Consider the following 25,210-nt stretch of genomic DNA (forward strand, 5'->3'; position numbering starts at 1 on the left):
TATAATACAGCCAAAATTCAAAATATTTGGCAAAAGAAAATCTGGCAATTTTGGTGGAACTGAAACACCGAAGGGAAGTCGCGCGCTTCGGTGATGAAGAATTTGTGGGGGCGAGGTTTGCAACGGCGATACATCTACAGCAAACAAAACAATTTTATAACATCAAGATATGGTATGGCAAAGGCGCGTGCCCAACCGGCGCGGGCGCAAAAATCCCGGTTACTGTCAGCTACCGCTATCTGGGAGGGCTAAAACTAAGGAGCCATAAAGTACCCTACTACCTGCTGCAAATATTATCAAAACGAAACAGAAAACTTTCGCGATGAACCCTACAACGAACAAAATGCACTCCGTTTTAGACCCAACTCTATTTACTGTAGTGCTTCAGAGGTTTTATTATGGGTTTAATGCTGGCAAAAATTACGAGGTAGGGTGTTATTGGAAAAGCAACTGATGGTATTCGGAATGGTGCTTCAATCTAGAATCCAGCATTAAAGGTGTTGGAAATAGGTGCTATGCTCAACATCTATCCGCAAAATATACCGTGTGTTTGGTACAAGAAAATAATAAATATTCTCAAATTTGTACCTGCAATTCCTGTTTGGAAACTGAAGAAATAATATTTTTCATCTAAATACGTTGTTCTGTAGTAGAACTTTACGGTTGTTTCGTCTCCTACTCCACCGCGCGAGAACCGAATGGCTGCGTGTGAAATACCTAATGGCGAAGGCTATAAAATTACGCCAATTAGTGGATACCACCTTACTGTTAATGCAAGCGGCAACTGCCCAAATATGGGCGAATGTTGGGAGTGCCCCCGGAACTACTACTTTTATGATTTTTGGGGCAATGTATGCACGCGCAGTTGCTCCTTTGCTGCGCCGCCGCCACCTGAGGACCTCCTCCGTACTCGATGAACAAAGAGCCGCAAACGTGGCCCAAGCCGTTACAGCTGATGGGCGTAAAACATTGTGTTATCACTTCCGTCAACAGACGAACTCCCCGTATGGCGGCGTAAAAAAAATGGCGCTACCATTCGCGAAATCAAACGGCAGCCCACTCCACCTCGAAATTCCTCATTCCCGATTTCAAAGCAAATGGCAAGCCTCTACACCGTACGACGAACGCCCCGAAGTAGTGAGCCACAACATGGAAACCGGACGGCTCCTATCGCTTGAGTGGCCCGCAAGCTACGCCATGAGCGAAGTTTGGGAGCAAATACGTACGCAAAGATTACGGCTGTCGCGCACAAGTCCTGGGCATTATGCTGGGTATCGGCGAAACCTACGAAGAAGTATTGCAGGCAATGGACGACCGCTGAGCACGGCTGCGATGTTCTCACATTAGGACAATACCGCAACCAACAGCACAGCATTTGCCTATCCAAGGTTTATTCTACCCAGACTTATTTGCACAATAAAACAGTTGTTTTGGAAAAAGGATTCAATTTTGTGGAAAGCGGACTCTTAGTACGTTCTTCCTAACATAGCCGAGCGTCACTTGTAATTTCTACATCAAGCAAACAAATTTATTTTATCTGATTATCAGTATTTTAATCAATAACAAACAACAATAGCAGGGCGTTTTTCTATCATAAAAACGCCCTTGTTACTGTCATAGTATTGTTATATTTTACTTTAAAATTCTCATACTATATTTTTTTGCTTATTTGTAAAAGTTTCAATGCAAAAACAATAATTCCGCAATAACACGAAAAATTTTTAAACATAGAAAAGTTTTATCACTCTTATTAATAGGTTCTGTTTCGTTGGGAGCAGCCTTGTTGTATCAGGGTAGCACCGAAGCAACAGCACCCGCCGCAACACAAAAGAAATTTTCGCGCGGCATTAAAGGATATTATGAGTATTGGCATTCTTTGCAAGCCAATCAAACAACCGGCAAAGTGGATATAAAAGATGTGTTGCAGGCACGTCAGCAAGCCAATGCCATTTATGCTCAAAAAGCGGCTCTGTATTACAATGGGACTTTATGGGACCGGATAATGTAGGCGGTCGTACTCGCGCTTTGATTGTGGATAAAGATAATGCCAACAAACTCGTAGCCCGGCGGTGTGTCGGGTGGTTTGTGGCGTTCGGTTAATGCAGGTGCTAACTGGACTACAAATTACCTACGACCCCAATATGCAAATTATTGCTTGCATTGCTCAAGATGCCAGCGGTGATTATTATGCAGGTACGGGCGAAGGTTTTTATAATGGGTTTTATCAGGTGACGGTACGATGGGATTTCTTGAAACGGGATTTTAAAATCAACTGACGGTGCAAACAGTTTTTCGCGGGTGATTTCTACTTATCCTTCTGATGAGAACAATTCAAGTGAAGCTTGGGGTGATGTACGTGCCATAGCCGCCCACACCCTACTATTGACAATAAAATTTATGCAGTATTGAGTACAGGTTTACGTATGAGCAGTGATGGCGGCTCTACTTGGACAAATGTGCAAAATGGTGCAGGATATGATGTAGTTGCCGGCAGCGATGGTGTGATACACGCCATTATTGGCAATGCCTACTATCGTTCCGACAGCAACGGCGATAATTTCCAATCTGTTGCCAATTTTTCAGGTGCTCGCTAAGCGTTTGGCAGTGTGCGAAAGCCAACCCAATATGGTATATATGGTATCTGTTTCGGGCGGCGGCGGTTGCCTGAATGAAGTACAACGCTCCACTGACGGAGGCTCTACTTGGACTAAAATCGGCGAAGGAACTGAAAGTTTTGAACCGATGGGCAATACCGCACAATGTCAGGGCGATTATGATTTGGCTTTGCCGCTCACCCTACCGATGGCAACCGTATTTTCTTGGCGGGTGTTACGCTGTGGAGCTACTCTACGTCTGACGGCTGGAGACAAATTGATAATTTGGATGAAGACCCTCTAACCCCCGCTATATACATGTCGACAAGCATCATATTACCTTCCCGAAAGGAAACGGCAAAATTATGTATGTAGCCAGCGATGGAGGTATCAGCAAAACTACCCACGCCGACGAAATTTATCCCGATTTTTATAATGTAAATAAAGGGTATAATATCACACAATTTTACTCCGTAGCTGCCGGACACGATGGTAAAGTAATGGGAGGCACGCAAGACAACGGTACTAACCTCACTACTTTTGGAGTAAATTCCATCAAATCTACTACCGAAGTGAATGGCGGTGATGGAGGTTATGCTGAAGTATCCAACATTAAACCCAATATCTTATTTGCAGGAAATCCCGAAGGAGCTTTGTATCGCAGCAGCAATGGCGGCGATGGTTTTGCTAAGTTTTTTGATGAAAACATAGACTGTAAACCGCTCAATGCTGATGGCGGTTGCTCTGGAGACGGCGTAATGGATAATGGCGGAGGTTTCGTAACACCTTTTGTATTGTGGGAAGACGAAATGCTGTATTACACCATTGCCAATTATCAGCCTAATGCCGATAACCCGCTTCCTCACAGTATCACTTATAACAATCAAACTTTCACCATTACTTCCAATAATGGTTTGCGTGTAATTACAGGTTTGGCAGTAGATCCGCAAGATGATGCGCGTGTGGCAATTACTGCCGGTAATTATGGCAATAATAAATATGTAATTCTTTCTACCAATGCCACCTCTACCAACCCTACTTTTGCCAGTGTTCAATCTAATTTACCGTTTATGCCGGTATATGATGTGGTGATAGATGACGGAACTTCAGGGCAAAATGCACTCATCGTGGCTTCGGAATTGGGAGTGTGGTACTACGACCCTGCTGCTCAAAACTGGTCGCCGCAAACCGAAGAACTCGGTATCGGTCCGGTGGTGCGGATACGTCAGGAAAGTATGGCTCGTTGCAATGCGGGCTACCTCGCCGACTTACAGTTGAAATGTAAAGTTATCTACATCGGTACACACGGACGCGGTATGTATCGCAGTACATCTTTGGCAAATCCTTTCTGCACGCAAGCGGCAGGGTCTTGCGTATTTGATTTACCTTCTTTCAACCCGACAACCGGTATTGAAGAAGATACTCAATCTGTAGCTGCTATTCAATTATTCCCCAATCGGTACGCGATATGGCTACACTGAAATTTACTTTGCAGGAAAACAGCCGCGTGCGTGTCAATATTTATGACATCAACGGAAAATTGGTGCAACAAGTGAGTAATGCGATGACAGCAGCAGGTACACATCAGGTAGAAATTCCTGCTTCTCATTTGCCGGCGGGTAATTATTTTGTGCAACTCCAAACAGATAATTCTGCATCTACTCTTAAAATGACCGTAGTACGTTAATTTTTTTGAGTCTTATTGTTATCTTATAAAAGAACGCACTTACCAATGATGTAAGTGCGTTCTTTTTTTTATCGGATAAAAAATAATTATTAAAATCATCATAAGGAACTGATTATTTGACAAATAATCAAACAAAAGTTTTTTTAAGCATATTTAAGGAATAAAATATGTTCATTATTAAAAAATAAATTTACTTTGTACTTCCTGAATTTAACTATAAAAATATGAACCGAATTTTATTTGCAATTTTGGCAATGGGTATTACATCTTTTGCCACCCAAGCGCAGCAGAGTACAGCTATGCGTGTATATGAAATTGTGCAGGCAAAATGTACTAATGCAGGCTGTCACAATACAACAGATAAGGCGGGCAATTTGGATTTACAGGGCGACTCGCCGACCGCAGTGTACAACAATGTTTATAATAAAGACCCTGATAATTACACCGCAAAAAGCAAGTATAACAAACTTGTTTATCCGGGCGACCCCTATCGCAGCTATTTGTTTCGCAAAGTAGCTGCCGGCACTGAAGCCACCATTCAACTACACGAAAATGAAGGCTCGGCAATGCCGATGGGCTATCCGAGTGCAGCACTCACAGCTGTTGAGCGCGAAATTATTCGCCAGTGGATATTGTTCGGTGCACCCGCCGAAGGTACTGTCGTTGATGAAACTTTATTGGAAAATTTTTATAGTGGTGGCGGCTATTGGGCAAACGACCCTCAAAATCCACCACCTGCTCCAGACCCTTCCGAAGGTTTTCAGGTGCGCCTCGGTCCTATCTTTTTACCACCCAGCACCAGTACAGGTATCCGAAACAGAGTATTTTTCTAAATATCAATTAGATATACCCGGCTACTGAAGTCAATCGTATTGATTATAATATCGGCAGTTCGCACCATTACATTATCTACAAATTTGACCAGCCCTCCGATGCTGACGATGTACCCTACGGATTTCGTAAAGGCAGTGGCGGCTTGGGAGGTTTTGTACTTACTTCACAATCGTCGGGCAGCACCAAACTTCCCGAAGGAACGGCTTTTCGCTGGTACGATAATATGTGGCTCGATTTAAACACACACGTTGTAAATTATTCTCAAAGTCTCTCAATGGCTACCGATGTATATATGAATATTTATACACAAACTACCGGCACATCGGCGCAGGAAATGTACTCTCAATTATTACCCAATCCTTTGTTGTTTATTCCCTCCAGCGGACAGGAGCATGTGGTCGAAACACCTTTTTCATATAATATAAATCAACAGTTGTATTTGTGGGCAATCAGCAGCCATACCCACAAACGCGGCAAAGGATTTGAAATTTGGCTGCGCAATGCCGACGGCAGCAAAGGAGATAAAATATTTGATGCAAAAAAATACAACGGTGTTCCCGAATGTGAAGATATAGAGTACGATTATCAACACCCGCCTGTTCGTATTTTCAGCCCGTTTTTACCGATGACCATTAAAAATGGTATTATCCATAAAGCTACTTACTTAAATGATTCGGGCAACACCGTCACTTGGGGAGATACTACCGAAGATGAAATGATGATTACCTCTGTTTTATTTACTTTGGGTACTTCGGGTATTACAATGCCGCAAGCCAGTGTCTGTTTGTCGGACGAAGAACAAGTCGGCTTTGAAGACCAAAATCCGATAACAACTGCTTTGCAGGCACAAGTATCGCCCAATCCGTTCAACGACTATGCGCTGCTCCATATCAGCGGTGCTGCACTCGGAACGCTGCGTTTGGATATATTCAATATTTTAGGCGAGCAGGTGTCCACGCAAGCGGTTCAGGTAGCCGCCGATGGCAAGGTGTCGGTAACAATGCCTCCTACTTTACAAACGGGTATCTATACTTATCGCCTACAGGATAAAGAAGGAAAAACAAGCGGCGGTAAATTTATGGTACAATAAAAAATCCTATTTTAGCGTAAAAAAATAAGCGAAAGGCGGTTTTCATCATAGAAAACCGCCTTTTTTATAGGTGCAAGAAATACAAAATATATAACTTCGCTGTCGGTTTATAGGTAGAACGTATGCTTAAAATTATTTTAAAAAACGGAAAAGAACGCTCTTTACTGAATTTTCACCCTTGGCTCTTTTCGGGAGCTATTGCCAAAATTATCGGCACAGCCGAAGAAGGAGCAATAGCACAGGTCTTTGATGCTCAACAACAGCCGCTCGCCATCGGACATTTTTATCCGAAAGGCAGCATTGCGGTGCGTCTGTTTCATTTCGGCAGCGATGTTCCCCGCTTAGATACCGATTTTTGGGCGCAAAAAATCCGGCGGGCTTTTGAGTTGCGCCGCACTTTGGGCTTGGCAGATAGCAGCCACACCACCGCCTACCGCCTCATTCATGCCGAAGGCGACAATTTGCCCGGCTTGATTGTGGACATCTACGGCGATACTGCTGTACTACAGATTCAGACTTCGGGTATGGAACGCATCAAAAACGAAATTGCAGCGGCTTTGGTGCTGGTGTTGGATACTCGCTTGCAGCGTATCTACGACAAAGAAAATGGTATTTATCTTTGGCAGCGCGACCCCGCAGACACACACGATGAAGGTATTGTTACGGAAAACAACCTGCGTTTTTATGCCCACTGGAAAGAAGGACAAAAAACGGGATTTTTTTTAGACCAACGCGATAACCGCCGTTTGTTACAATCGTATTGCGCCGGAAAAACGGTGTTGAATGCTTTTTCGTATTCGGGTGGATTTTCGGTGTATGCGTTGGCAGCAGGGGCAGCGCGGGTGGATTCGGTAGATGTATCGCAAAAAGCAATAACATGGGCAAATCAGAATGTAGCACTCAATGGCGGCAGTGAACGACATCGCGGTATTGTAGCTGATTGTTTTGAGTATTTGCGCCAAATTCATGATGAATATGAAGTAATTGTTTTAGACCCGCCCGCCTTTGCCAAGCACAAAAGCGCGGAAAGCAAAGCCGCACAGGGTTATAAACAAATCAATTTGCAGGCATTTCGCCATATTCGTGCCGGAGGTTTTTTATTCACTTTCTCCTGCTCGCAAGTGATTACCCGCGATTTATTTCGCAAAATTGTGTTTGCCGCCGCCGCCGACTCCAAGCGCAAGGTGCGTATTGTGCAACAATTAGGGCAAAGCAACGACCACCCTATCAACATCTATCACCCCGAAGGCGATTATCTGAAAGGATTGGTATTGCAGGTAGAATAATAATAATGGTGCAGCAATACACAACTTATCATCATCTTTATTTAGATGCCCACACACACCGACTACCCGAAACTGACGGTGATGCTTTTCGTTGGTGCGCCTTGTCATTGCAGCAAACAGCGGTGCTTTCTGTGCCGGATTTGCAAGGAGCTTTTTGTGTGGGTCTGCACCCTTGGTATATAAAAAATGAGTTATTGGAGCAGCAACTTCATCAACTTTCTCACCTGCTCGCCCACCATCGTGTGTGGGCAGTGGGCGAATGTGGGCTTGACCGTTTATGTGCTACGCCATGGAATTTGCAGCTACAAGCATTTGAGGCACAGATTCGGCTTTCGGAGCAGCACCGCAAGCCTTTGGTAATACATTGTGTAAGGGCTTTTGATACGCTTTTACAATTTAAAAAAACACTGCGCCCCCGCCAAAAGTGGCTCATTCACGGATTTAATAAAAAAGAAATCATTGCACAGCAACTCCTGCAAGCGGGATTTTTTTTGTCGTTGGGTGCTGCTGCTTTATTGCCATCAATGCCTGCTCATCGCTTGGCTGCCACCCTGCCTCTGGAATACATTTTTTTAGAAAGTGATGACAATACCGAACTTAGCATCAAAAATCTGTATCAAACAGTATCGCAAATACGCAACATTTCACCCGAAATATTAAGAGCCGCTATTTGGGATAATTTTGAAACATTATTAAAAAACTAATACTGAAACAATTTATTTGCTGCGTATTCATTATATAAAATTAAGCTAAGGCTCGCACGCCTAAAAAGTACCCCTTTTTTGTCCGATTTTAGTATTAATTCCATTCTGTACGAAATTTTTTTCACAAAAAAATAGAAAAACTAAGTACACCTACCAAAAAGATAGGTGCAGCTAACCATCAGTTAAGTACACCTATCAAAAAGCAAGGTAATACCTACCAAAAAGGTAGGTGCAGCTACCAAAAAGCTAAGTCTTCCTACCTAAAAGCAAGGTAGTACCTACCAAAAAGGTAGGTGCAGCTACCAAAAAGGTAAGTCTTCCTACCTAAAAGCAAGGTGGTACCTACCAAAAAGGTAGGTGCAGCTACCAAAAAGCTAAGTCTTCCTACCTAAAAGGTAGGTGCAGCTACTAAAAAGCTAAGTGAGGCTACCTAAACGCAATAGCTAATACTAAAATCGCATAAAATATGCTTATAAGTCTCATAAATAAGGCAAATAACTTATTATGTTGGCGTTGCTGATGCTTAAATATCGTTTCTGAACACGGGTTTGACGGATTGAACGGTTTTTTTACGGATAAAAATCTGTGCTTATCTGCTCCATCTGTTTCATCTGTATTCCCTCATTTATAAAATAAAAACAGGCGAACCTTAGCATATATGTATTGTTCAGGTGTCCTACCTATACACCAACTCAGACAGTTTTTTTACAGTTGCATCATGAATACGCAATCTATAATTTGTTTTAGTATAAAAAACGCATCTTTTTTAATAATCATAAAAACAATTGAAGCAATTTTTTCTACTTTAAAGATATAATATTATTATTTTTGTAAACTTGACGTTTTTCTTTAACCTAAACAAAAAAACATTACAAAGTTTATGAAAAAAAATTTTGCAATCGCGTATTGCTTATTATTACTGTTGTTGGGGCATCAAACAACAAAAGCACAGGTAAGTATGGGGGGGCAACCCTTGGCTCTGAAAGAAACTCATTATGCCGAACGTATCCCTGTGGAGCAGATGCCCACACTCAATATGGAAGCCATACAGGCCGAAGATGCAGCCGAAGAGGGCAAAGACATACCACCGCGCTTTGGCTATCCGATAGATGTGCAGTTGGATTTGAATAATAGCGGTATCTGGATAGATTTGCCTAACGGCGCAAGATTGTGGCAATTACAAATAGAATCGGAGGGGGCACTTACATTGAACCTCAACTACGGTAAATTTTTTATGCCTGCCGGTGCTAAATTTTTTATCTATAATCCCGACACAAAAGAAATATTAGGCGCATTCACTTCTTATAATAACAAATCGCACGGCACTTTTGCTACGGGTTTTACGAAGGGCAGTCGTGCAGTGTTGGAGTATTATGAGCCTGCTACGCAAAAAGGAAAAGGTATTATCAGCATTTCGCAAGTAATACACGGTTACAAATCTATTATTTCTATGGTAAAAGCCTTCGGCAGTTCGGGTTCGTGCAACAACAATGTGGTATGTCCGCTGAGTGCCGGTTGGGAAAACCAAATTAAAGGCGTAGCCATGTTGCTTACTTCCGGCAATTCGCGCTTTTGCAGTGGCTCGCTCATCAATACCACCGCCCAAAATTGTAAGCCGTATCTCCTCACTGCCGACCACTGTGTAGGTGAAACAGCAGGACAAACGGCTAACTATATTTTTATGTTCAACTACAACAGCCCCACTTGCAGCCCTTCGGCAGATGGACCGACCAACCAAACGGTGCAAGGTGCAACTTTGAGGGCGGTAGCAGCTACTTCTGATTTTGCTTTGTTTGAGTTAGATGATAATCCCGCAGATTTTTATGATGTATATTTTAATGGTTGGAGTCATTCTTCTACGCCTTCGCCTTCGGCAGTGGGTATTCATCACCCCGCCGGCGATGTGAAAAAATTCAGTGTAGAAAACGACCCGCTTACTCAAATAGATTGGGGCAATGTAACCGGAGTATCGCATTGGAAAGTAAATGATTGGGATAGCGGTACTACCGAGGGCGGTTCTTCCGGTTCGCCTTTATTTAATAATAATATGCAAATTATTGGTCAATTACACGGTGGCGGTGCAGCCTGCGGTAATAATTTGGAAGACCAATATGGTGCGCTGTGGTATTCGTGGGATCAAATAGGTACCGGTTCCACTACACAGCTCAAACCTTGGCTTGACCCCATCAACAGTGGTGCTACTGCTATTGCCGGTACTTATGACATTTGCGCGCCGCCTGCCGCCGATGATGCGGGTATCAGTAGCATCATTGAGCCTACTGCCCAAGTTTGCAGTGCTACCATCACTCCTCAAATTACTTTGATGAACTATGGCAGCAATACACTCACCTCTGTTACTATCAATTATAGTTTGAATGGTAGCAATTATACCTATAACTGGACAGGCTCATTGGCAGCAAATACCTCTACAACGTTATCTTTACCCTCACTGAACACACCGGCAGGCACACATACTTTTACGGCTTCTACCTCCAATCCGAATGGCACTACCGACCCCAATACCGGAAATGATATGTCCAGCATCACATTTTCTTCTACGGGTGGCAGCCTTTGCTACTGTGCATCGCAGGGCAATAGTGTTGTTGATGAATGGATACAAAGTGTACAAATCGGTGCTTTTAGCAATAACTCCGGCAACAATGGTGGCTATGAAGATTTTACGGTGCAAACTGTTAGTTTGGCAGTAGGCAGTAATAGCGTTACACTCATACCCGGATTCACGGCGACTGCATATAATGAATACTGGAGAATATGGATTGATTTGAACCAAGACGGAGATTTTGCTGATGCGGGAGAATTAACTTTTGATGCAGGAGCAGTATCTAATACAACCGTTACCGGAACAATGGTGTTGAGCGCAGCCATTAGCGGCACTACGCGTATGCGAGTATCCATGAAATACAATGCTGCACCTACTCCTTGCGAAGCATTTGCTTATGGTGAGGTAGAAGATTATACTGTTATTATAGGTGATTGCACTACTCCCGATACTGATGGCGATGGTATATGTGATGCCGCCGACCTTTGTCCGGGCTTTGATGATAATGCCGATGCAGACGGCGATGGTATTCCCGACGGTTGCGATACTTGCAACGCTTGTCCTTGTACTTCACAAGGTAACAGCACCGCCGATGAATGGATTGAAAGCGTACAAATCGGTTCGCTGGCCAATGTATCCGGCAACAATCAGGGCTATGCCGATTTTTCTACCTTAGATACTCTTGATGTAGAAACAGGCATTACTTACGCCTTTACACTCACACCCGGTTTCACCAGTACCCTTTATAACGAATACTGGAAAATATGGATTGATTATAACCAAAATGGAAGTTTTGAAGATAGCGGCGAATTGGTATATGATGCCGGAAGTGCAGTAAATACTGCTGTAAGCGGTACTTTTGTAGTGCCTGCCGGAACAACAAGCGGCTACACTTGGCTGCGTGTATCTATGAAATATAACGCCGCTTCTACTTCTTGCGAAGCGTTTACTTGGGGCGAGGTGGAAGATTATATCGTACATATCATCACCCCCACTGCTTGTCAGGATATTGTCAGCATCAGCGGCACATTTGCAAGTGGCTCTAATGCCCTGTATGAAGCCAATATAGAAATCTCTGCTACGCAAACGATACAAAGCGGGGCTGCTCAGGAGTTAAGAGCAGGCAACAGAGTATTGCTCATACCTCAATTTGCAGCCGAAAGCGGCAGCGATGTATGGGTACATATCGAAGGTTGTACGCCGCCGGCAATATTAAAACCGGAAAGCGACGAAACCACACAGAGTATTTTGGAGCAGTTCAATAAAGTACAAAACACTGATATTATATCCAAAGTGCAACCTTTACAAATACAAATGCAGCCCAATCCGGCTAATGATTTCACACAACTTTCTTTCAGTGCCCCGCACGACACACAAATATTGGTAGAAATATACGATATGCAAGCAATGAATGTAGTGCGTTTGCATTATGATAATATTACAGCGCAACAATCTTACAACTTACAAATCAATACGAATGATTTGCCGAGCGGTATGTATTTAGTGAAAGTAAGCGATATGCGAGGTACGCAACAAACCTTAAAATTAGTAGTGCAATAGCATAGTAATTTCATTCGGTGATTTTTTTAAATACAACAAAGCTGCTATCCTTAAAAAAGATAGCGGCTTTGTATTTTAGATGCCGGATTAATAACCTACACATTATGAAATTTTCTTAAAAAGGTGTTAAAAACCTTGCTGCAAACTATGCGACAGTTTTTATCCGAATGTCAAAAATAAAAATTTATACTACTTCAATAATCCTCAAATTGAGGTTTAGGTGTTTTTAAAAATCCCACCCGCTGCCTATTCATCTTAAAAGCCATTTAATGCCCAAAATTGAGGTTCAAACAGTGTAAGTTGTGTTCGGAACTTTCATTTGTCTGAACCCTGATTTTCAAGATGGAAGGATAGGCAGGATTTTTTTATTTTTTACTCCCAACCCTATTTTTACTCATAGCACAGTTTATTTTACACGCCCGCCAATCCCGAAATACCGCCGCCTACTACGACTACTGTTTTGCCGTTGGGCTGCACAATTTCGGGGTCATCTTCGCCGCAACTCGCCAAAAATGAGGAAGAAAGTAATAATAAAGGTAATCCTGTGAGTGTTTTTTTAATAAATTTCCGTCTTTGCATGTTTTTTAAAATATTAACTGACTGTTCAAAATAACTTTATAATATTTTTTCAATTTTTCACACAATATAAAATCAACTTTTCACTCGCTACAGATAATTATATTTTAATATATTTTTCAAAAAAACTCAGGCTTCCGTTGCGCTTATAAGTTTGCCCAAAAAGATTTCAGGGTATTTACACAAAAAAACCGCCAACCTATGAGGGGCGGCGGTTTTCTATTCTATATTTTATTTTGTCTTGAAATAAAAAGCGTCAAAATTTATAATAAATACAGACATTTAGGCTTGTCAGTTCTTTAAACGAAGTAGTAGAAAAACTTATGATGGAGTTTATAGCCCCCTTTATCCAATCATTTTTCCTTATTCCAAAGCAAATGCACTCAAAACAAACTAAAAATAAAAAGAGTAGTAAGCCTACTCTTTAATATATTAATTTTAACCGATATTAATTCTTTATCATTATTTCAGGAATAGTGACAAATAAAAGAATCGTTCAAAAACGATATTAATGAACAATCACAAATTTTTCGGTACGCGCACCTTTCGCACCTTCCAATACATAAATGTACCGACCGGCAGGCAAAGCAGGAGTCCAGGTAACAGTGTATTCGCCGGCAGCGCGGAAACCCTGCTCAATTACATCTACCAACTGACCGTTCATATTATATACTTTCAAAGCGATGTTTTCGTTGTCGGCAGTGTAAGTAATTTGGGCAGTGCTGCTGATAGCAGTAGGCACGGCTTGGAGGCTGTGTGTGCTGCTAAACTCGTTGATACCGGTAAAGCCCTCAATCCATTCAGCAGTTACGCCGTCAAACAAAGTTCCTGATTTATTTTCGGCATAAGGAGCAGGTGAACCTAAACCCGCTAAGAAAACATCCTGACCATCATTGTCAGCTCCTTTCAAAGTACCGTCTTCGTTGCGGAATACCATACCGATTTTGTTCATTTCGGCGGGTGCTTGGGGGTTCATACCATAGTAATTACCCCAATGAATTTCGATTACCCACAAATCATCTTCGGTGTTGGTCATTTCACCTACACCGTTATCCACTCCCCAACTTTGTTCGGCAGGCTGCTTACTCCAATTAGCTGCGCCGGAGTGCATATATACTTTGTTGGGACCTGCGGCAGCCAAGCCGCCATCAGTCAGTTCCTGACCGTCAGTACCGCCTTTGCCTTTGCTGGCATCATACACAATACGCAAATACTCAGTTTGAGCCATCAGGCTTGCGCTTACGAACATAGCGCAAAGAATAAGTAAAGTTTTTTTCATTTGATAAAACAAAATTTTAGGTTTATTAAAATAATAAAAGAGTTCCAAAACGAGCTAAAAAACAAAATCTCAATGTTAATTGTACACTAACAACAAAAATACACCATATTTTGTTTTAAGGCAAAATTTTGCAAAAAATTAACATAAAAGTTCTATATTTTTGCTTTCCTAAAATATTTGATGATTTTCGTTGCTGAAATTTATTTTAGTACACTTTGACAACTGCAAGGGTAAAATATACATTCCAAAATAAAAACAACTGATACGCTTGCTTCTGATGAACAACAAGCCTTATTCAAAATGATTGGTTTGGCTTTAGCCAATAAGCAGATGAAAGATAATTTACAAACTTTAATTGCTCAATAATATGTACACATACAAAATTCGTTTACACAAAGAAACCGAAGGTGGTTTTACTGTTTCTGTTCCCGCATTACCTGGCTGTATTACCTATGGCGAAGATGTGGACGAAGCTATTGCAATGGCGAAAGAAGCTATTGAACTGTATATTGAAGAATTGCAGGAAAGAGGCGAGGCAATACCCGATGACAGCAATACTTTGGAATACTCTCTAAACCTTGAAGTGGTATGAACCTAAGCCCAGAGCGACTGATTAAATTTTTAGAAGAAAATGGCTTTATTTTTAAACGTTCCAAAGGTTCGCACCAATTGTATTACAATCCAATTTACCAATAAAACGGTTATCGTGCCTGTACACGGCGGCAAGGATATGAAAAAGGTACTTTTCTTGCCATCATCAAACAAGCCGGACTTGATAAAAATGACTTGGACTAAATTTATTTTGTGCCATTTTGGAAACTGATGATTAGATTTTCAATTGACATTATAGAAAATACAAGAGCCACCTAATCGGTGGCTTTTGTATTTATAAGTCGGGTACAAATGCAAAGAATATATTTTCAATATTGTAGTTATACCATTAAAGTATCTATTTGGCATAGTTGTTTTATACAGATTCAATTCCATTCAAAGTGGCTGTTGCTAATATCAGCCACATCATTACAAAGTAGAAGATTTTACACCCTGTGTCATTTAGATATTTATCTGGTATTACAAAACTCATCAAAACCAATTAAGTTTCCGTAATCTACATAATCACCTAAACCTAAAGGCTTCAACAAGTTCGTACTCGTTTTAGCGGCTCTCACAAACTAATTTAACTTCATCCTCCCATTTTTGAATTTCTTCACTTTTTAAAGTATAAATACTTATAGGTAAAGACACTCCAAATTTTCCAAGTTTTTTCAGTAATTTCTTATTAAAAATTTCAAAATTACATTGCCCCCATCAAAATAAACCTCTATGAAAATCTGCAATTCGTTTGCCCCATTTTCAATAAATAAGGAATAGTTTTTTTCTATAAACTCAATAAACTCCTTTTCGTAATTTTCTATTCTATCTTCTGTTGAAAATTTTTGAGGATGCCAAAGAGACATTACCCCATAACCGTACTCCTTAGAATCATCTATAAATTTCTTATCGGTTGGTTTAAAATAAGAGTCTATAGTAAAATTTCCCTGAATTTTACTGAGTATTTTATCAGGGTAAAAATTATCTCCTGAAACTGAGAAATTATATTTAAAAATCATGTTTATTTAATAAATTTTTTACCTGTGTTTATCCAATTACCTGATTTATTACTCTTTAAAAACACATCTTTTGTATTGGAATCCATATAAAAATCCGCATTAATATCTCCTTTAAGTTCTTTCTGGAATTCTTTAAGAAATTTACCTTTAGCTGGTCCCTTATGCCAATCTTTACCTGCTTTCAAGAATTCTCCAATGTCATCTATTTACATCTTCTTAGCAGTTTTAGCAAGGTTACTTACCCCCTTAGCGGCAAGTTTACTCATGCCTTTTCTAATTAGAACACTCGTTACAGCTCCTTCTCCACTAGGAACTGTAAAGATATCAACCCCCCAACAAAACATCTCCAAATAATATGCCGCATATTCATAACTAGATATTGAACCATCTCCAAGCTTAACATTATAATAACCCCAATCTCCATTTCCACGAATAATATTATATAATTGTCTTATTGGACTTTGAGCATTCCAAGCATAGGTATTAAACGAATATAGACCTTCGGGAATTGGCCCTTCATTTTGTACATTTTGGGAGTTTGGGTTGTTCATATGTCTACCTTTTCCAGATGTTGCAGAATGCTGATAAATAACCTCTCCTTTAGAATTTAAAACTTTAATTACATTTCCATCAAAAATCATACTTATATTATCATCAAGTTGCAATAATACCAAATATATGTACTAAATAGTCCAATCAAAATATTGAAAAACATAGTCAAAACTGCATATATTCTTAACCTCATTTGAGGTTAGATTTTGACAAGTTTTTGTAATAAAATCACTGACTTGATTTAAAGAACTGCATAAAATATTTGTAAATGATCGTTTAAATTTCCACCATACTTTTCTGCAGGATTAAGTTCCAGGAGTATGGAGGAAGAAAAATCATTCCTATATTTTCTGGAATATTTAGTTTTTTAGCCTTGTGAAAGGCAGCATTATCCAAGACTAAAATTTTATATTCCGATGGTCTATGTTTTGATAATTCATTCAGATAAACTTGAAAAGTTTGTGCATTGCATAAAGACATTTCCATCAAGAAATTATCCCCATCCAAAGGGGAAAATGAGCCAAAAAGATAGGTAGATTTAAAAACTTGATGGTAAGGACAGATAGGTTTTATTCCTTTTGAAGTAAGTATTTTCCCATTTCTTGTAAACATTCCAAATCTTGATTCATCTTGAAAATATAGATTCACTGTTTTGTATGGGAAACTTACTGAAAGTAAAAGGTTTATACACTTTTGATGGAAGTTTTTTTAAAAGCCTCCACTGCCTTTTCTTCTTTTTTGACATGACTTTTTCGGGCAACTTTTATTTTGGTATTAAAGTTTCGTTGTACATATTTCACCAAAGTAATATACTTCATATCTTTGTGTAATTCAGTATTTACCCAGTTTAGTAGTTCTGTATAACCTACAATTCCATTGCTGGGGTTGGTCAATAATTTTTCTAATTGCTCTCGTTCATTGTCCTTTATAATGGAAGGTTTAAAACCAATTCTTCCATCTTTAAAAACGCATCTAAGCCTTCTTTTGCATAGATATTTCTCCATTTTAATACGGTGTTATGATTTATTCCTGTTAAATCAGAAACTTCTCTTTTGAAATTCGGTATGCTCATGCTTTTTTAACACAATAAGAATATTTATTCTTTTTGCAATAAGTGGAATACTACGCCTTTGTAAAGATTTAAGTTCTTTGATTGTTTCTTTGATTTGAATAATTTTAGGAAAAGACATATATAAATATTTTATAGTTCAAAATTAATAAAAAATCCATTTCGCAAATATTGGACTATATCTGTTTTATAGATGGTATAATTCGTTTAAATGGTCAATTTGTTTAGGACTATATATGTGATGCGACAAATGATTCAGCCCACTAGCGATGAAGAAAAGAAAACCGTTTTTAGTATTGTTGATGCTTTTGTAGGTAAGAAAAACCAAAAGATGCACTCTCAGGAGTGCTGAACGATGTAAACAAACAAAACCCGAGCGTTGCTCGGGTTTTGTTTGTTTTTCCGTTATTTAATCAAAAAACCATATTTGGCAATAACCTAAATCTACATAATACAAAAATATTGTTAGTACAACTCCAATTAAATAAATCCATTTAAAAATATTTGAGGTTAGTTTTCCTTTGAATTTGATATAATCGATAAGTAAAATAAATATTCCCAACGGAATAAATATAAATATTCCTAACATCGAAATTATTATAGTAGGTTCATATATAAAGTTTATTACACTTTGTTTTGGATCAATTTTATAAAACTCAAATGAACAGAGTGAAATTACTGTTATCAATACATAAAAATATATTGATGATAACCCAATTATAGGAACTGTTAGTATAAAATTAAAGACTTTTTTCATCTTATTTAGTTTTTAATTTTAAACAAATTATCCCACCCAGTATCATTCTTATCAAAATAAGAACGAGTTACAAGTCCGCTCTTATACATTGCAACTCCCAAATAGAAAGGATTATCGTATCGCATATATACTTTTAAATTAGCTTTAACAGTTACACTTGTATATCCGTCAGAAACTTTATAAACTTTACCTTTTACATTTATGTCATCAACTGGGTCATAGGTTTTTTGTCCTGGACCAAGTGGCAATGCTTCACTTGTCTTTTCTGGTTTGTAGTGTATAGTTCTTTTAGATTGATTCAAGACGAAAGGTTTTTCGTCAGAAGTTGTAGTTTCGTTTGTAGATTTAGTCTGCTCAATTTCTGCTTCTCTGTTGGTGGTTGAATGCGCCAAATGATTCAGCCCACTAACCATCACCCCAATAGCCGCCCCTTCCCAAAAATTACCACCTGTAAGTTCGCTGGTCAGCCCTCCCATAGCTGCCGAAAAAGCATAAGTGCCTGCCGGTGTAGCAAAACGAGTATTCATAAATGCGCTTCCGGCTAAGGAGGAAACAGAACCAACGGCAAAATTAGTAAAAAAGCTTTTACTGCCGCTATATCCAAGCTAGTCTCTTTAAGATTTATATATATCCTTGTTGTTTGATATTTGTCAATAATTCCTTAGTCTAAAAAATCAAGAGGGATTTCAGTAGTGTCAACTTTAAGAAGCTTAGTTGTTCCATACCTATTTCTAACACTTTTCTTTCTCCATATTTCAACCTCTATTTCTTTGATATTGATTTCATTCATTAATATTTTTCCTGTCTTAAATAATGTAAATGGATATTCATCGGAAATGGCAGATTGTACAACATATTCATATCCTTGCTTCAATACCACATTTTTTGCAGTAGAAAATCCCAACGCTTCTACTTGCAGTAATAGTTCCTTGTTATGAAGTTCTCCTACCTGATTCTCGTTTAGCACTATCCCCCCTTCTGCGTCACTTAGACATACAAACTCAAAATCCTTTTCAGATTTATTTACTTCTTTAAAATAAACAGAAGCAAACATAATTGGCGTGTTGTCTTTGTAAAGAACCTTAACAGATATCAAAGAATCTTTCCTTGCAATTACATTAATAACAGAAGATTCTTCACCTATATGCTCACTTTGTATGTAGTATTTATCCCCACCTTTATATTCAAAGTAGCCTTTAGCTATTGAAAATGAACCAAAAGCATCTTTATTGCTAAGTCTGAATTGAATGCTATCATTATTGATATAAACAAACTCCTTGCTTTCCTCATTAACATACAATCCATCACTAACTATTTGAGCCTGTGTTATTTCATAAACCAACAATACGATACTGAATAATAAAATAATTCTCATGATATTACTCTATTTTTTTTAATAAAAAATCCAAAATCCTGCATCTGGTAATTTATATAAGTTATTAAAGGGATAACACGATACGGCAACGTTTTAGCAGATTTATGAGAAAAACGCTCTCTTTTTCAAAAAAAGAGTATATGTTCAACCTGCATTTTAAACTTTGGGCTTTTGAATACAATAAAAAAGTTATCAACTAATAATTTACACTACCAAAAAAATATAAACTAAATAGACTCAACTACTTACTATTTTAACACTAAAAAAGTAACTCGCCAATTTGTATCGAATTAGATTTAAATGCTATTCTGTCGTCTCTATTTTCTATTTCGATCGGCTTAAATAACCTTGCTTGTGATGTTGCTATTAATTCCCAGTACTGACCTGTCTCTTTAAAAATATAAAAACTCTGACAAGCTATTCCTGAGCATCCTACGACTATAACTATATACAAATTTTCATTTTTTATTTTCGTAGTTACTGAATTACAGACGTTCAATTCATAAGCATCTACTGGCCAGGTCATTTGCCAATTTTCCTCCCCCTGTCGTTCTTTAAGTGCAATAGGGATTTGATGTTTACTCCATTCCAAAGCCATATTTGTATCAATAAAGCATAATTTAATAGAGGAGGTATCAATAATTTCCCATTGAAGTTCTTTAGTTGGCAATTCTTGTGAATATGATTGATTATTACATATTAGTAATAGCATCAAAATTAAAATGTTATTATATATCATCGTCTTATCCATAATAATATTCCTCCGCTATTGTAATTGAATATTTAATTTAAAATTTAGTTTAAAATATATTTCTAACGCTAAGTTACTTATAAAAAAATAATTTCATTTCAATTTTTCACAGTATCGACTAACTAAAAATCATAAACTTTATTTTATTTGATATATAAGCGAGTCTGTTTTTAACAACAAACTTCTCTGCCCGAAAAAAAATACCAACGTTTGAAGTTGTTGATATGTCCTCATCAATTCACCATCAAATTTTGTTGGCAAAACGAAATAAAATACAAAATAGTTGTTTGCAAAGGGCTGACAAAATATATACTCAAGGGTTTTCGTTTTTTATAGCAACAAATTGTATTTTTTTTTGCATTTTTGCACAAGCCAAGTTATTCTGTGTGTTCTGCTTATAAAACATTCTTTTTTAAGCCACATTGCATATTGGTATATTATATTTGTTTAATCATTTATATTTATGCAATTATTTGTTATTCTTTTATTGCAAGCGGATACTAGCGCAGTAGCAACAACACCTGCCTCTTTATCCCTTTTGGATTTGCTGATGAAAGGTGGCGTGGTAATGATACCTATTCTGATACTCTCTGTAATGAGTGTGTATTTTATCATCGAACGCTATTTTTATATCAGCCGCGCTGCTGCCGATTCGCCCAATTTTATGAATGAAGTGCGCGAGCGTTTGCAGGCTGCCCGCTTGAAAGATGCTCAACATTATTGCGAAACTCAAAACAACGCCATTGGGCGCATTATTGCTACGGGTATCGGTTTCATCGGCAACCACCCCGAAAGCATCGAAGCAGCGATGGAAGACAGTGCCAATATAGAAATTGGTAAAATGGAGCAGAGTTTATATTTTTTAGGATTGATTGCGGGAATTGCACCCATGTTAGGCTTTATCGGCACTATTGCCGGTATCATTCGTATTTTTTATGATATTTCGCTCACCGATAATATCAGCATAGGTATTATAGCGGGCGGTTTATACGAAAAAATGATTACTTCGGGTACCGGTTTGGTGGTAGGCGTAATTGCTTATAGCGGTTTTCATTGGTTGCAGTCGCGCATTGATAGGTTTATTTTGAAAATGCAACAACAAACTTTACAGTTTAAATCTTTTTTATTGCAGAAAGTTTAATTTTTCCGAGCAGTGCGTTTTTTCCAATCAATGTTGTAAAAAATATGAAACTAAAACGAAACAGGCGATTTTCTGCCGAAGTGACCACCGCTTCGCTCAATGATATTATGTTTTTTTTACTGCTGTTTTTTCTTATTATTTCCACAGTTGCCAATCCGAGTATTATCAAAGTGATGCTGCCTAAATCGTCGAGTGCACAGGCATTGAGCAAAAAGCAAGTAACGCTGACGGTAAATGCAGAAAAACAATATTTTGTGGATAATATAGCGGTAGCTCCCGACAAATTGGAAAATACGCTCAAACAGTCTGTGGCAAATATCTCCGACCCTACCGTAGTGTTGCGCCTTGATGAGTCGCTTACTGTGCAGGATTTGGTAGATGTGATGCAGATAGGTGCTAAAAATAAAATAAAAATGGTGCTGGCTACTAAGCGATAAAAAAACAAAATAGGAAACTGTAATCAAGGCGTTGTTTGCCTTTATTTTTTGCTATCTACTTTTTTATAAAAAAGAAAAAATGAATAATTAAGCCGGAATAGACGGCAATATTTCGTTGTACAATCCGCCAAAACCGACCCGCACACCGTCTTTTTGAGCATAGCCGCGCAGGATAACGGTATCGCCGTCTTGTAAAAATACACGCTTGCTGCCATCTGGCATTTCCAAAGGTCGCTCGCCTTTCCACGCCAACTCCAACATAGAGCCGTAGCTGTCGGCGGCTTCGCCACTAATAGTGCCGCTTGCCAGCACATCGCCTGCCATAATATTACACCCATTGACGGTATGATGCGCCAACTGCTGCTCCATTGTCCAGTACATATATTTAAAATTGCTGCGGCTCACGGTATGCGGCGCAAAAGCGGCATTACCTATCAACACTTCCAAGTTAATGTCCAAAGCTTTGTCGCCGTTGTATTGCAAATAGGGCAAAAGCGGCAATTCGGTAGCGGGTGCGGCACAGCGAAAAGGCTCTAAAGCATCTAACATCACTATCCAGGGCGAAAGCGAAGAGAAGAAATTTTTACCCAAAAAAGGACCCAAAGGCACATATTCCCAACGCTGTATGTCGCGTGCCGACCAATCATTGAACAATGCCAAACCGAAAATATATTCGTCGGCTTCTTCCGTGCCGATATGATGTCCGAGCGGTTTTCCTTCGCCCATAATATATGCCATTTCCAATTCAAAATCCAACTGGCGCGTAGCCCCGAATACGGGCGGCTCGCTGTCGTTGGGGCGCATTTGTCCTTTGGGACGATGCACCGCCGTACCCGACACTGTAATAGAAGAGGCTCTGCCGTGATAGCCCACCGGCAAATGCAAACCATTCGGCATCAGTGCATTTTCTTTGCCCCGAAACATAATACCTACATTGGTGGCGTGTTCGCGGCTGGCATAAAAGTCGGTATAGTTGCCGATATGTACGGGCAGCAACATTTCTACACTGTCTGCCGCATACAAAATATGCGCTTGCAAGGTTTTGTTGTTGCCTATTTTATGGTTTTCCGCCCGAAACAAATCCGACAAACGCTGCCGCAATGCCCGCCAAGTGGTTTTACCCAATTTGAGCAGTTCGTTGATATTGCTCTGACTGAATATTTTCTTTTTAATACCTAAATCTTCAAAAAACTCCAATTCCGCCAATACCTGCAAATCTATCACTTTATCACCGATGCGAGTGGCGAGGCGCGGCGAAAGTGTGGGTGTTTTAAATACGCCTATAGGCAAATTTTGTATCGGGAAATCACTGTCTTCGCTGACGGCAATCCAAGAGCGGAGTTCGGGGTTATTGGCTTCTATCATAACAATATATATAAGGCTGTATATTTTTTATTTGCAGCCCAAAGGTACGAGGATTTTTCAAGGCTTGCTCAATACATTGTTCCATTTTTTTGACATAAACGCCATTTTTTATCTTTTTTATCCTATCCAAAACACTTGTGCTTTCGTTTTTTTTATCCTGCTGCAAGCAGCATTAATTGTTTGCGGAGTTGCTGTGCCAAAGACTGAATATGTTGCGGCGTGATGTGCGGCATATCAGGTATGCGCAGCAAACAGGGAAGTTGGCTGTGTTGCAGGATAAAATTTTCGCCCGCCGGATAGATTTCTCCATTAAAAACAATGCCCAGCAAAGGTATATCACGCTGCCGCAATGCCTCTATGCTCAAAAGAGTATGGTTGATGCTGCCTAAATAATTTCGCGACACCAACACCGTAGGAAAACGCATCGCTGCGAGCCAGTCGCCGTAAGTGTGCGTATTGTTGAGGGGAACGAGTATGCCGCCGCTGCCTTCTACGACTAAAGGGCGCGGTGCGGGCAGGCGTAGCTCTTGCAGCTGTATGGTGCGGTTTTCGGCGGCGGCGGCGGCATGTGGCGAAGCAGACAGGCGCAGGCGATAGGCTTCGGGCAAGCAAGCGGCAGTGCCTTGTGTAATGCGCTCCGCCACCTGTTGAGTATCGCTGTAGTCCAAGCCGCCGGACTGTACGGGTTTCCAATAATACGCTTGCAGTGCCTCGCAAAAAATTGCCGCCACCAACGTTTTTCCTACATCAGTGCCAATGCCGGATACAAAAATGACTTCGTTATAGGGCGCAGGCAAAGACATATCCATCGGAATAAATATCGTAAAACGAATAAATTTTATCCAAGAATATTACCCAAATCGGGTGGTAGCATATCTTTACTCACCGCTCCCATTTCATTAGAAGAAATTTGATCGGCTTGAGCGAAGGCTTTATTGAGCACATCTATCAATAAATCTTCTATTTGCTCCTTATCGCAGGAGTCAAAAAGGTGGGCAGCAATATCAATATTGCGTATATTTTTGGAGGCACTTACAGTCACTTGCACACCTCCGCTTTCGGCATCAATCAATATACTGTCTAATTTCTTTTTTGATGCTTCCATTTTGGCTTGCAAATCGTTGAGTTTGCTCATCATTCCTAAAATATCCATGTGATAAAAAAACTAAATGGTTGATGGTGATAAAAAATTGTACAAAGTGTATTTTTATAAATAAAAAAACCTGAATTTTTGTTTTAAATTTAAAATTAAAAAAAGTTTATTAATAAATTGATATTCAATAATTTAAAATATTTTATATTAACAAACAATTTAGATATTAAATAAAAAAAACAACTATCCTTTTTTCTTGATAATTGAACTAATGCATACGGTCGGCGCGGGGCGTGAGGCGGCTCATCAAATCCTTTTCAAAGGCGAGCCATTCGCGCCAGCGTTGCCATACTTTTTCTTCGGGCATATAATTTTTTGCCAACTCCAAAAACAAACGGTAGTGTCCTGCTTCCGACTCCATAAAAATGCGGTAAAATCGCTGCAAGTGTTCATCTTCCAATTGTTCCGACAGCAAGCGAAAACGCTCGCAACTGCGTGCTTCAATGAGGGCGCACAACAAAAGTTGCTCCACGAGTTGTTCGTCTCTGGTGCTGCCGCCGCGCACAAAATCAAACAGCGCAATAACATACTCATCGCGGCGTTGCTTGCCGAGTTTCAGTCCTCTGTTTTTGAGTTCGTGCAGCACCGCCCTGAAATGCCCCCACTCTTCGGTGACGATAGGAGCCAAAGCCTCCACCACCGGAGCATATTCCGAAAATCGCTGAATGATGGAAATACAAGTAGAAGCGGCTTTCTGTTCGCAATAGGCGTGGTCGGTGAGAATATCCTCCAACTGCATCGCCGCCAAATTTACCCAGCGCGGGTCGGTGGGCAGTTGCAGCCCCAATACCTGTTTATTTTTGATGTTTATTTTATCCATTTTTCTTTTT

Annotated in this window: 29 protein-coding genes and 1 pseudogene; 16 read left to right on the forward strand and 14 right to left on the reverse strand. The window is 39.6% G+C overall.

Features of this window, described 5'->3' with window-relative positions:
- The first annotated feature begins 26 nt into the window (after nt 1-26).
- From IPL35_17645 to IPL35_17705, 13 genes are all read left to right on the forward strand, one after another.
- A complete protein-coding gene (locus tag IPL35_17645; protein ID MBK8445108.1) occupies nt 27-326 on the forward strand; it encodes a hypothetical protein in 300 nt (99 codons plus the stop codon).
- Between the two features lie 372 nt (nt 327-698).
- On the forward strand, nt 699-917 hold the full coding sequence (locus IPL35_17650) for a hypothetical protein (GenBank protein MBK8445109.1): 219 nt from the start codon (nt 699-701) through the stop codon (nt 915-917).
- A gap of 863 nt (nt 918-1,780) precedes the next feature.
- A complete protein-coding gene (locus IPL35_17655) occupies nt 1,781-2,008 on the forward strand; it encodes a hypothetical protein (GenBank protein MBK8445110.1) in 228 nt (75 codons plus the stop codon).
- A 97-nt stretch (nt 2,009-2,105) separates the two neighbouring features.
- A complete protein-coding gene (locus IPL35_17660) occupies nt 2,106-2,276 on the forward strand; it encodes a hypothetical protein (GenBank protein MBK8445111.1) in 171 nt (56 codons plus the stop codon).
- Nucleotides 2,277-2,405: 129 nt separating this feature from the next.
- Nucleotides 2,406-2,594 carry a hypothetical protein gene (locus IPL35_17665; GenBank protein MBK8445112.1) on the forward strand — a complete coding sequence of 63 codons (189 nt, stop codon included), beginning with the start codon at nt 2,406-2,408 and terminating at the stop codon, nt 2,592-2,594.
- Nucleotides 2,524-2,898 (forward strand): hypothetical protein, encoded by a 375-nt coding sequence (locus IPL35_17670; GenBank protein ID MBK8445113.1) that lies wholly within the window; start codon nt 2,524-2,526, stop codon nt 2,896-2,898. Before IPL35_17665 ends, IPL35_17670 begins: the two co-directional genes overlap by 71 nt.
- A 61-nt stretch (nt 2,899-2,959) precedes the next feature.
- Entirely contained in the window at nt 2,960-4,075 is a 1,116-nt protein-coding gene (locus IPL35_17675; GenBank protein MBK8445114.1) for a hypothetical protein, read from the forward strand.
- Nucleotides 4,063-4,281 carry a T9SS type A sorting domain-containing protein gene (locus IPL35_17680; GenBank protein ID MBK8445115.1) on the forward strand — a complete coding sequence of 73 codons (219 nt, stop codon included), beginning with the start codon at nt 4,063-4,065 and terminating at the stop codon, nt 4,279-4,281. The genes IPL35_17675 and IPL35_17680 overlap by 13 nt, the downstream gene beginning before the upstream one ends.
- A gap of 224 nt (nt 4,282-4,505) precedes the next feature.
- Complete coding sequence (locus tag IPL35_17685) at nt 4,506-5,114, forward strand: hypothetical protein (GenBank protein MBK8445116.1); 609 nt, start codon at nt 4,506-4,508, stop codon at nt 5,112-5,114.
- A gap of 143 nt (nt 5,115-5,257) precedes the next feature.
- The gene (locus IPL35_17690) at nt 5,258-6,205 is read left to right on the forward strand and encodes a T9SS type A sorting domain-containing protein (protein MBK8445117.1); all 948 of its coding nucleotides are present in this window, start codon (nt 5,258-5,260) and stop codon (nt 6,203-6,205) included.
- 122 nt (nt 6,206-6,327) lie between these two features.
- A complete protein-coding gene (locus tag IPL35_17695) occupies nt 6,328-7,491 on the forward strand; it encodes a class I SAM-dependent rRNA methyltransferase (protein MBK8445118.1) in 1,164 nt (387 codons plus the stop codon).
- 5 nt (nt 7,492-7,496) lie between these two features.
- A complete protein-coding gene (locus IPL35_17700; protein MBK8445119.1) occupies nt 7,497-8,195 on the forward strand; it encodes a TatD family hydrolase in 699 nt (232 codons plus the stop codon).
- Between the two features lie 880 nt (nt 8,196-9,075).
- Complete coding sequence (locus IPL35_17705) at nt 9,076-12,315, forward strand: T9SS type A sorting domain-containing protein (protein MBK8445120.1); 3,240 nt, start codon at nt 9,076-9,078, stop codon at nt 12,313-12,315.
- 411 nt (nt 12,316-12,726) lie between these two features.
- On the opposite strand, the gene IPL35_17710 is transcribed toward IPL35_17705, so the two are convergent.
- Together IPL35_17710 and IPL35_17715 are read right to left on the reverse strand one after the other, a co-directional pair.
- Nucleotides 12,727-12,894, reverse strand: coding sequence for a hypothetical protein (locus tag IPL35_17710; protein MBK8445121.1), 168 nt, complete (start codon nt 12,892-12,894; stop codon nt 12,727-12,729).
- Between the two features lie 505 nt (nt 12,895-13,399).
- Nucleotides 13,400-14,170 carry a T9SS type A sorting domain-containing protein gene (locus IPL35_17715; GenBank protein ID MBK8445122.1) on the reverse strand — a complete coding sequence of 257 codons (771 nt, stop codon included), beginning with the start codon at nt 14,168-14,170 and terminating at the stop codon, nt 13,400-13,402.
- 367 nt (nt 14,171-14,537) lie between these two features.
- On the opposite strand from IPL35_17715, the gene IPL35_17720 reads away from it, so the two are divergent.
- Complete coding sequence (locus IPL35_17720) at nt 14,538-14,762, forward strand: type II toxin-antitoxin system HicB family antitoxin (protein MBK8445123.1); 225 nt, start codon at nt 14,538-14,540, stop codon at nt 14,760-14,762.
- A gap of 563 nt (nt 14,763-15,325) precedes the next feature.
- Here the strand turns inward: IPL35_17720 and IPL35_17725 are convergent.
- From IPL35_17725 to IPL35_17760, 8 genes and pseudogenes are all read right to left on the reverse strand, one after another.
- Nucleotides 15,326-15,627: pseudogene (locus IPL35_17725) on the reverse strand (interleukin).
- Between the two features lie 155 nt (nt 15,628-15,782).
- Entirely contained in the window at nt 15,783-15,965 is a 183-nt protein-coding gene (locus tag IPL35_17730) for a hypothetical protein (protein ID MBK8445124.1), read from the reverse strand.
- Between the two features lie 21 nt (nt 15,966-15,986).
- Nucleotides 15,987-16,454: a DUF2778 domain-containing protein gene (locus IPL35_17735; GenBank protein ID MBK8445125.1), complete on the reverse strand. Its 468-nt coding sequence runs from the start codon at nt 16,452-16,454 to the stop codon at nt 15,987-15,989.
- 154 nt (nt 16,455-16,608) lie between these two features.
- The gene (locus tag IPL35_17740; protein ID MBK8445126.1) at nt 16,609-16,980 is read right to left on the reverse strand and encodes a transposase; all 372 of its coding nucleotides are present in this window, start codon (nt 16,978-16,980) and stop codon (nt 16,609-16,611) included.
- 35 nt (nt 16,981-17,015) lie between these two features.
- A complete protein-coding gene (locus IPL35_17745; protein MBK8445127.1) occupies nt 17,016-17,336 on the reverse strand; it encodes a hypothetical protein in 321 nt (106 codons plus the stop codon).
- 827 nt (nt 17,337-18,163) lie between these two features.
- Complete coding sequence (locus IPL35_17750) at nt 18,164-18,685, reverse strand: hypothetical protein (protein MBK8445128.1); 522 nt, start codon at nt 18,683-18,685, stop codon at nt 18,164-18,166.
- A 134-nt stretch (nt 18,686-18,819) separates the two neighbouring features.
- Complete coding sequence (locus IPL35_17755; GenBank protein ID MBK8445129.1) at nt 18,820-19,533, reverse strand: hypothetical protein; 714 nt, start codon at nt 19,531-19,533, stop codon at nt 18,820-18,822.
- Between the two features lie 259 nt (nt 19,534-19,792).
- A complete protein-coding gene (locus tag IPL35_17760; GenBank protein ID MBK8445130.1) occupies nt 19,793-20,248 on the reverse strand; it encodes a hypothetical protein in 456 nt (151 codons plus the stop codon).
- A gap of 514 nt (nt 20,249-20,762) precedes the next feature.
- On the opposite strand from IPL35_17760, the gene IPL35_17765 reads away from it, so the two are divergent.
- Together IPL35_17765 and IPL35_17770 are read left to right on the forward strand one after the other, a co-directional pair.
- Entirely contained in the window at nt 20,763-21,425 is a 663-nt protein-coding gene (locus tag IPL35_17765; protein ID MBK8445131.1) for a MotA/TolQ/ExbB proton channel family protein, read from the forward strand.
- Nucleotides 21,426-21,469: 44 nt separating this feature from the next.
- Entirely contained in the window at nt 21,470-21,862 is a 393-nt protein-coding gene (locus tag IPL35_17770; protein MBK8445132.1) for a biopolymer transporter ExbD, read from the forward strand.
- A gap of 87 nt (nt 21,863-21,949) precedes the next feature.
- Here the strand turns inward: IPL35_17770 and fahA are convergent, their stop codons facing one another.
- The 4 genes from fahA to IPL35_17790 all read right to left on the reverse strand — a co-directional run bounded on the left by fahA (nt 21,950) and on the right by IPL35_17790 (nt 25,200).
- The gene (gene fahA / locus IPL35_17775) at nt 21,950-23,227 is read right to left on the reverse strand and encodes a fumarylacetoacetase (GenBank protein MBK8445133.1); all 1,278 of its coding nucleotides are present in this window, start codon (nt 23,225-23,227) and stop codon (nt 21,950-21,952) included.
- Between the two features lie 152 nt (nt 23,228-23,379).
- Entirely contained in the window at nt 23,380-24,030 is a 651-nt protein-coding gene (gene bioD, locus IPL35_17780) for a dethiobiotin synthase (GenBank protein ID MBK8445134.1), read from the reverse strand.
- Between the two features lie 35 nt (nt 24,031-24,065).
- Nucleotides 24,066-24,380, reverse strand: a complete 315-nt coding sequence (locus IPL35_17785) for a YbaB/EbfC family nucleoid-associated protein (GenBank protein MBK8445135.1) — start codon at nt 24,378-24,380, stop codon at nt 24,066-24,068.
- Between the two features lie 208 nt (nt 24,381-24,588).
- Nucleotides 24,589-25,200: a tRNA-(ms[2]io[6]A)-hydroxylase gene (locus tag IPL35_17790; protein MBK8445136.1), complete on the reverse strand. Its 612-nt coding sequence runs from the start codon at nt 25,198-25,200 to the stop codon at nt 24,589-24,591.
- Nucleotides 25,201-25,210: the final 10 nt, after the last annotated feature.

The sequence above is a fragment of the Sphingobacteriales bacterium genome (assembly GCA_016711285.1).
In the GTDB taxonomy this organism is placed as follows: Bacteria; Bacteroidota; Bacteroidia; order Chitinophagales; family UBA2359; genus JADJTG01.

Excerpts from the sequence above, each read along its gene's own strand:
- IPL35_17670 (MBK8445113.1), top strand. The coding sequence starts at position 2,524 with ATGCCTACTATCGTTCCGACAGCAACGGCGATAATTTCCAATCTGTTG.
- fahA (MBK8445133.1), bottom strand. The coding sequence starts at position 23,227 with ATGATAGAAGCCAATAACCCCGAACTCCGCTCTTGGATTGCCGTCAGC.
- IPL35_17750 (MBK8445128.1), bottom strand. The coding sequence starts at position 18,685 with ATGAATACTCGTTTTGCTACACCGGCAGGCACTTATGCTTTTTCGGCA.
- IPL35_17790 (MBK8445136.1), bottom strand. The coding sequence starts at position 25,200 with ATGGATAAAATAAACATCAAAAATAAACAGGTATTGGGGCTGCAACTG.
- IPL35_17675 (MBK8445114.1), top strand. The coding sequence starts at position 2,960 with ATGTATGTAGCCAGCGATGGAGGTATCAGCAAAACTACCCACGCCGAC.
- IPL35_17705 (MBK8445120.1), top strand. The coding sequence starts at position 9,076 with ATGAAAAAAAATTTTGCAATCGCGTATTGCTTATTATTACTGTTGTTG.
- IPL35_17770 (MBK8445132.1), top strand. The coding sequence starts at position 21,470 with ATGAAACTAAAACGAAACAGGCGATTTTCTGCCGAAGTGACCACCGCT.
- IPL35_17720 (MBK8445123.1), top strand. The coding sequence starts at position 14,538 with ATGTACACATACAAAATTCGTTTACACAAAGAAACCGAAGGTGGTTTT.
- IPL35_17695 (MBK8445118.1), top strand. The coding sequence starts at position 6,328 with ATGCTTAAAATTATTTTAAAAAACGGAAAAGAACGCTCTTTACTGAAT.
- IPL35_17755 (MBK8445129.1), bottom strand. The coding sequence starts at position 19,533 with ATGAGAATTATTTTATTATTCAGTATCGTATTGTTGGTTTATGAAATA.
- IPL35_17680 (MBK8445115.1), top strand. The coding sequence starts at position 4,063 with ATGGCTACACTGAAATTTACTTTGCAGGAAAACAGCCGCGTGCGTGTC.
- IPL35_17650 (MBK8445109.1), top strand. The coding sequence starts at position 699 with ATGGCTGCGTGTGAAATACCTAATGGCGAAGGCTATAAAATTACGCCA.
- bioD (MBK8445134.1), bottom strand. The coding sequence starts at position 24,030 with ATGTCTTTGCCTGCGCCCTATAACGAAGTCATTTTTGTATCCGGCATT.
- IPL35_17715 (MBK8445122.1), bottom strand. The coding sequence starts at position 14,170 with ATGAAAAAAACTTTACTTATTCTTTGCGCTATGTTCGTAAGCGCAAGC.
- IPL35_17685 (MBK8445116.1), top strand. The coding sequence starts at position 4,506 with ATGAACCGAATTTTATTTGCAATTTTGGCAATGGGTATTACATCTTTT.
- IPL35_17700 (MBK8445119.1), top strand. The coding sequence starts at position 7,497 with ATGGTGCAGCAATACACAACTTATCATCATCTTTATTTAGATGCCCAC.
- IPL35_17785 (MBK8445135.1), bottom strand. The coding sequence starts at position 24,380 with ATGGATATTTTAGGAATGATGAGCAAACTCAACGATTTGCAAGCCAAA.
- IPL35_17710 (MBK8445121.1), bottom strand. The coding sequence starts at position 12,894 with ATGCAAAGACGGAAATTTATTAAAAAAACACTCACAGGATTACCTTTA.
- IPL35_17745 (MBK8445127.1), bottom strand. The coding sequence starts at position 17,336 with ATGGAGAAATATCTATGCAAAAGAAGGCTTAGATGCGTTTTTAAAGAT.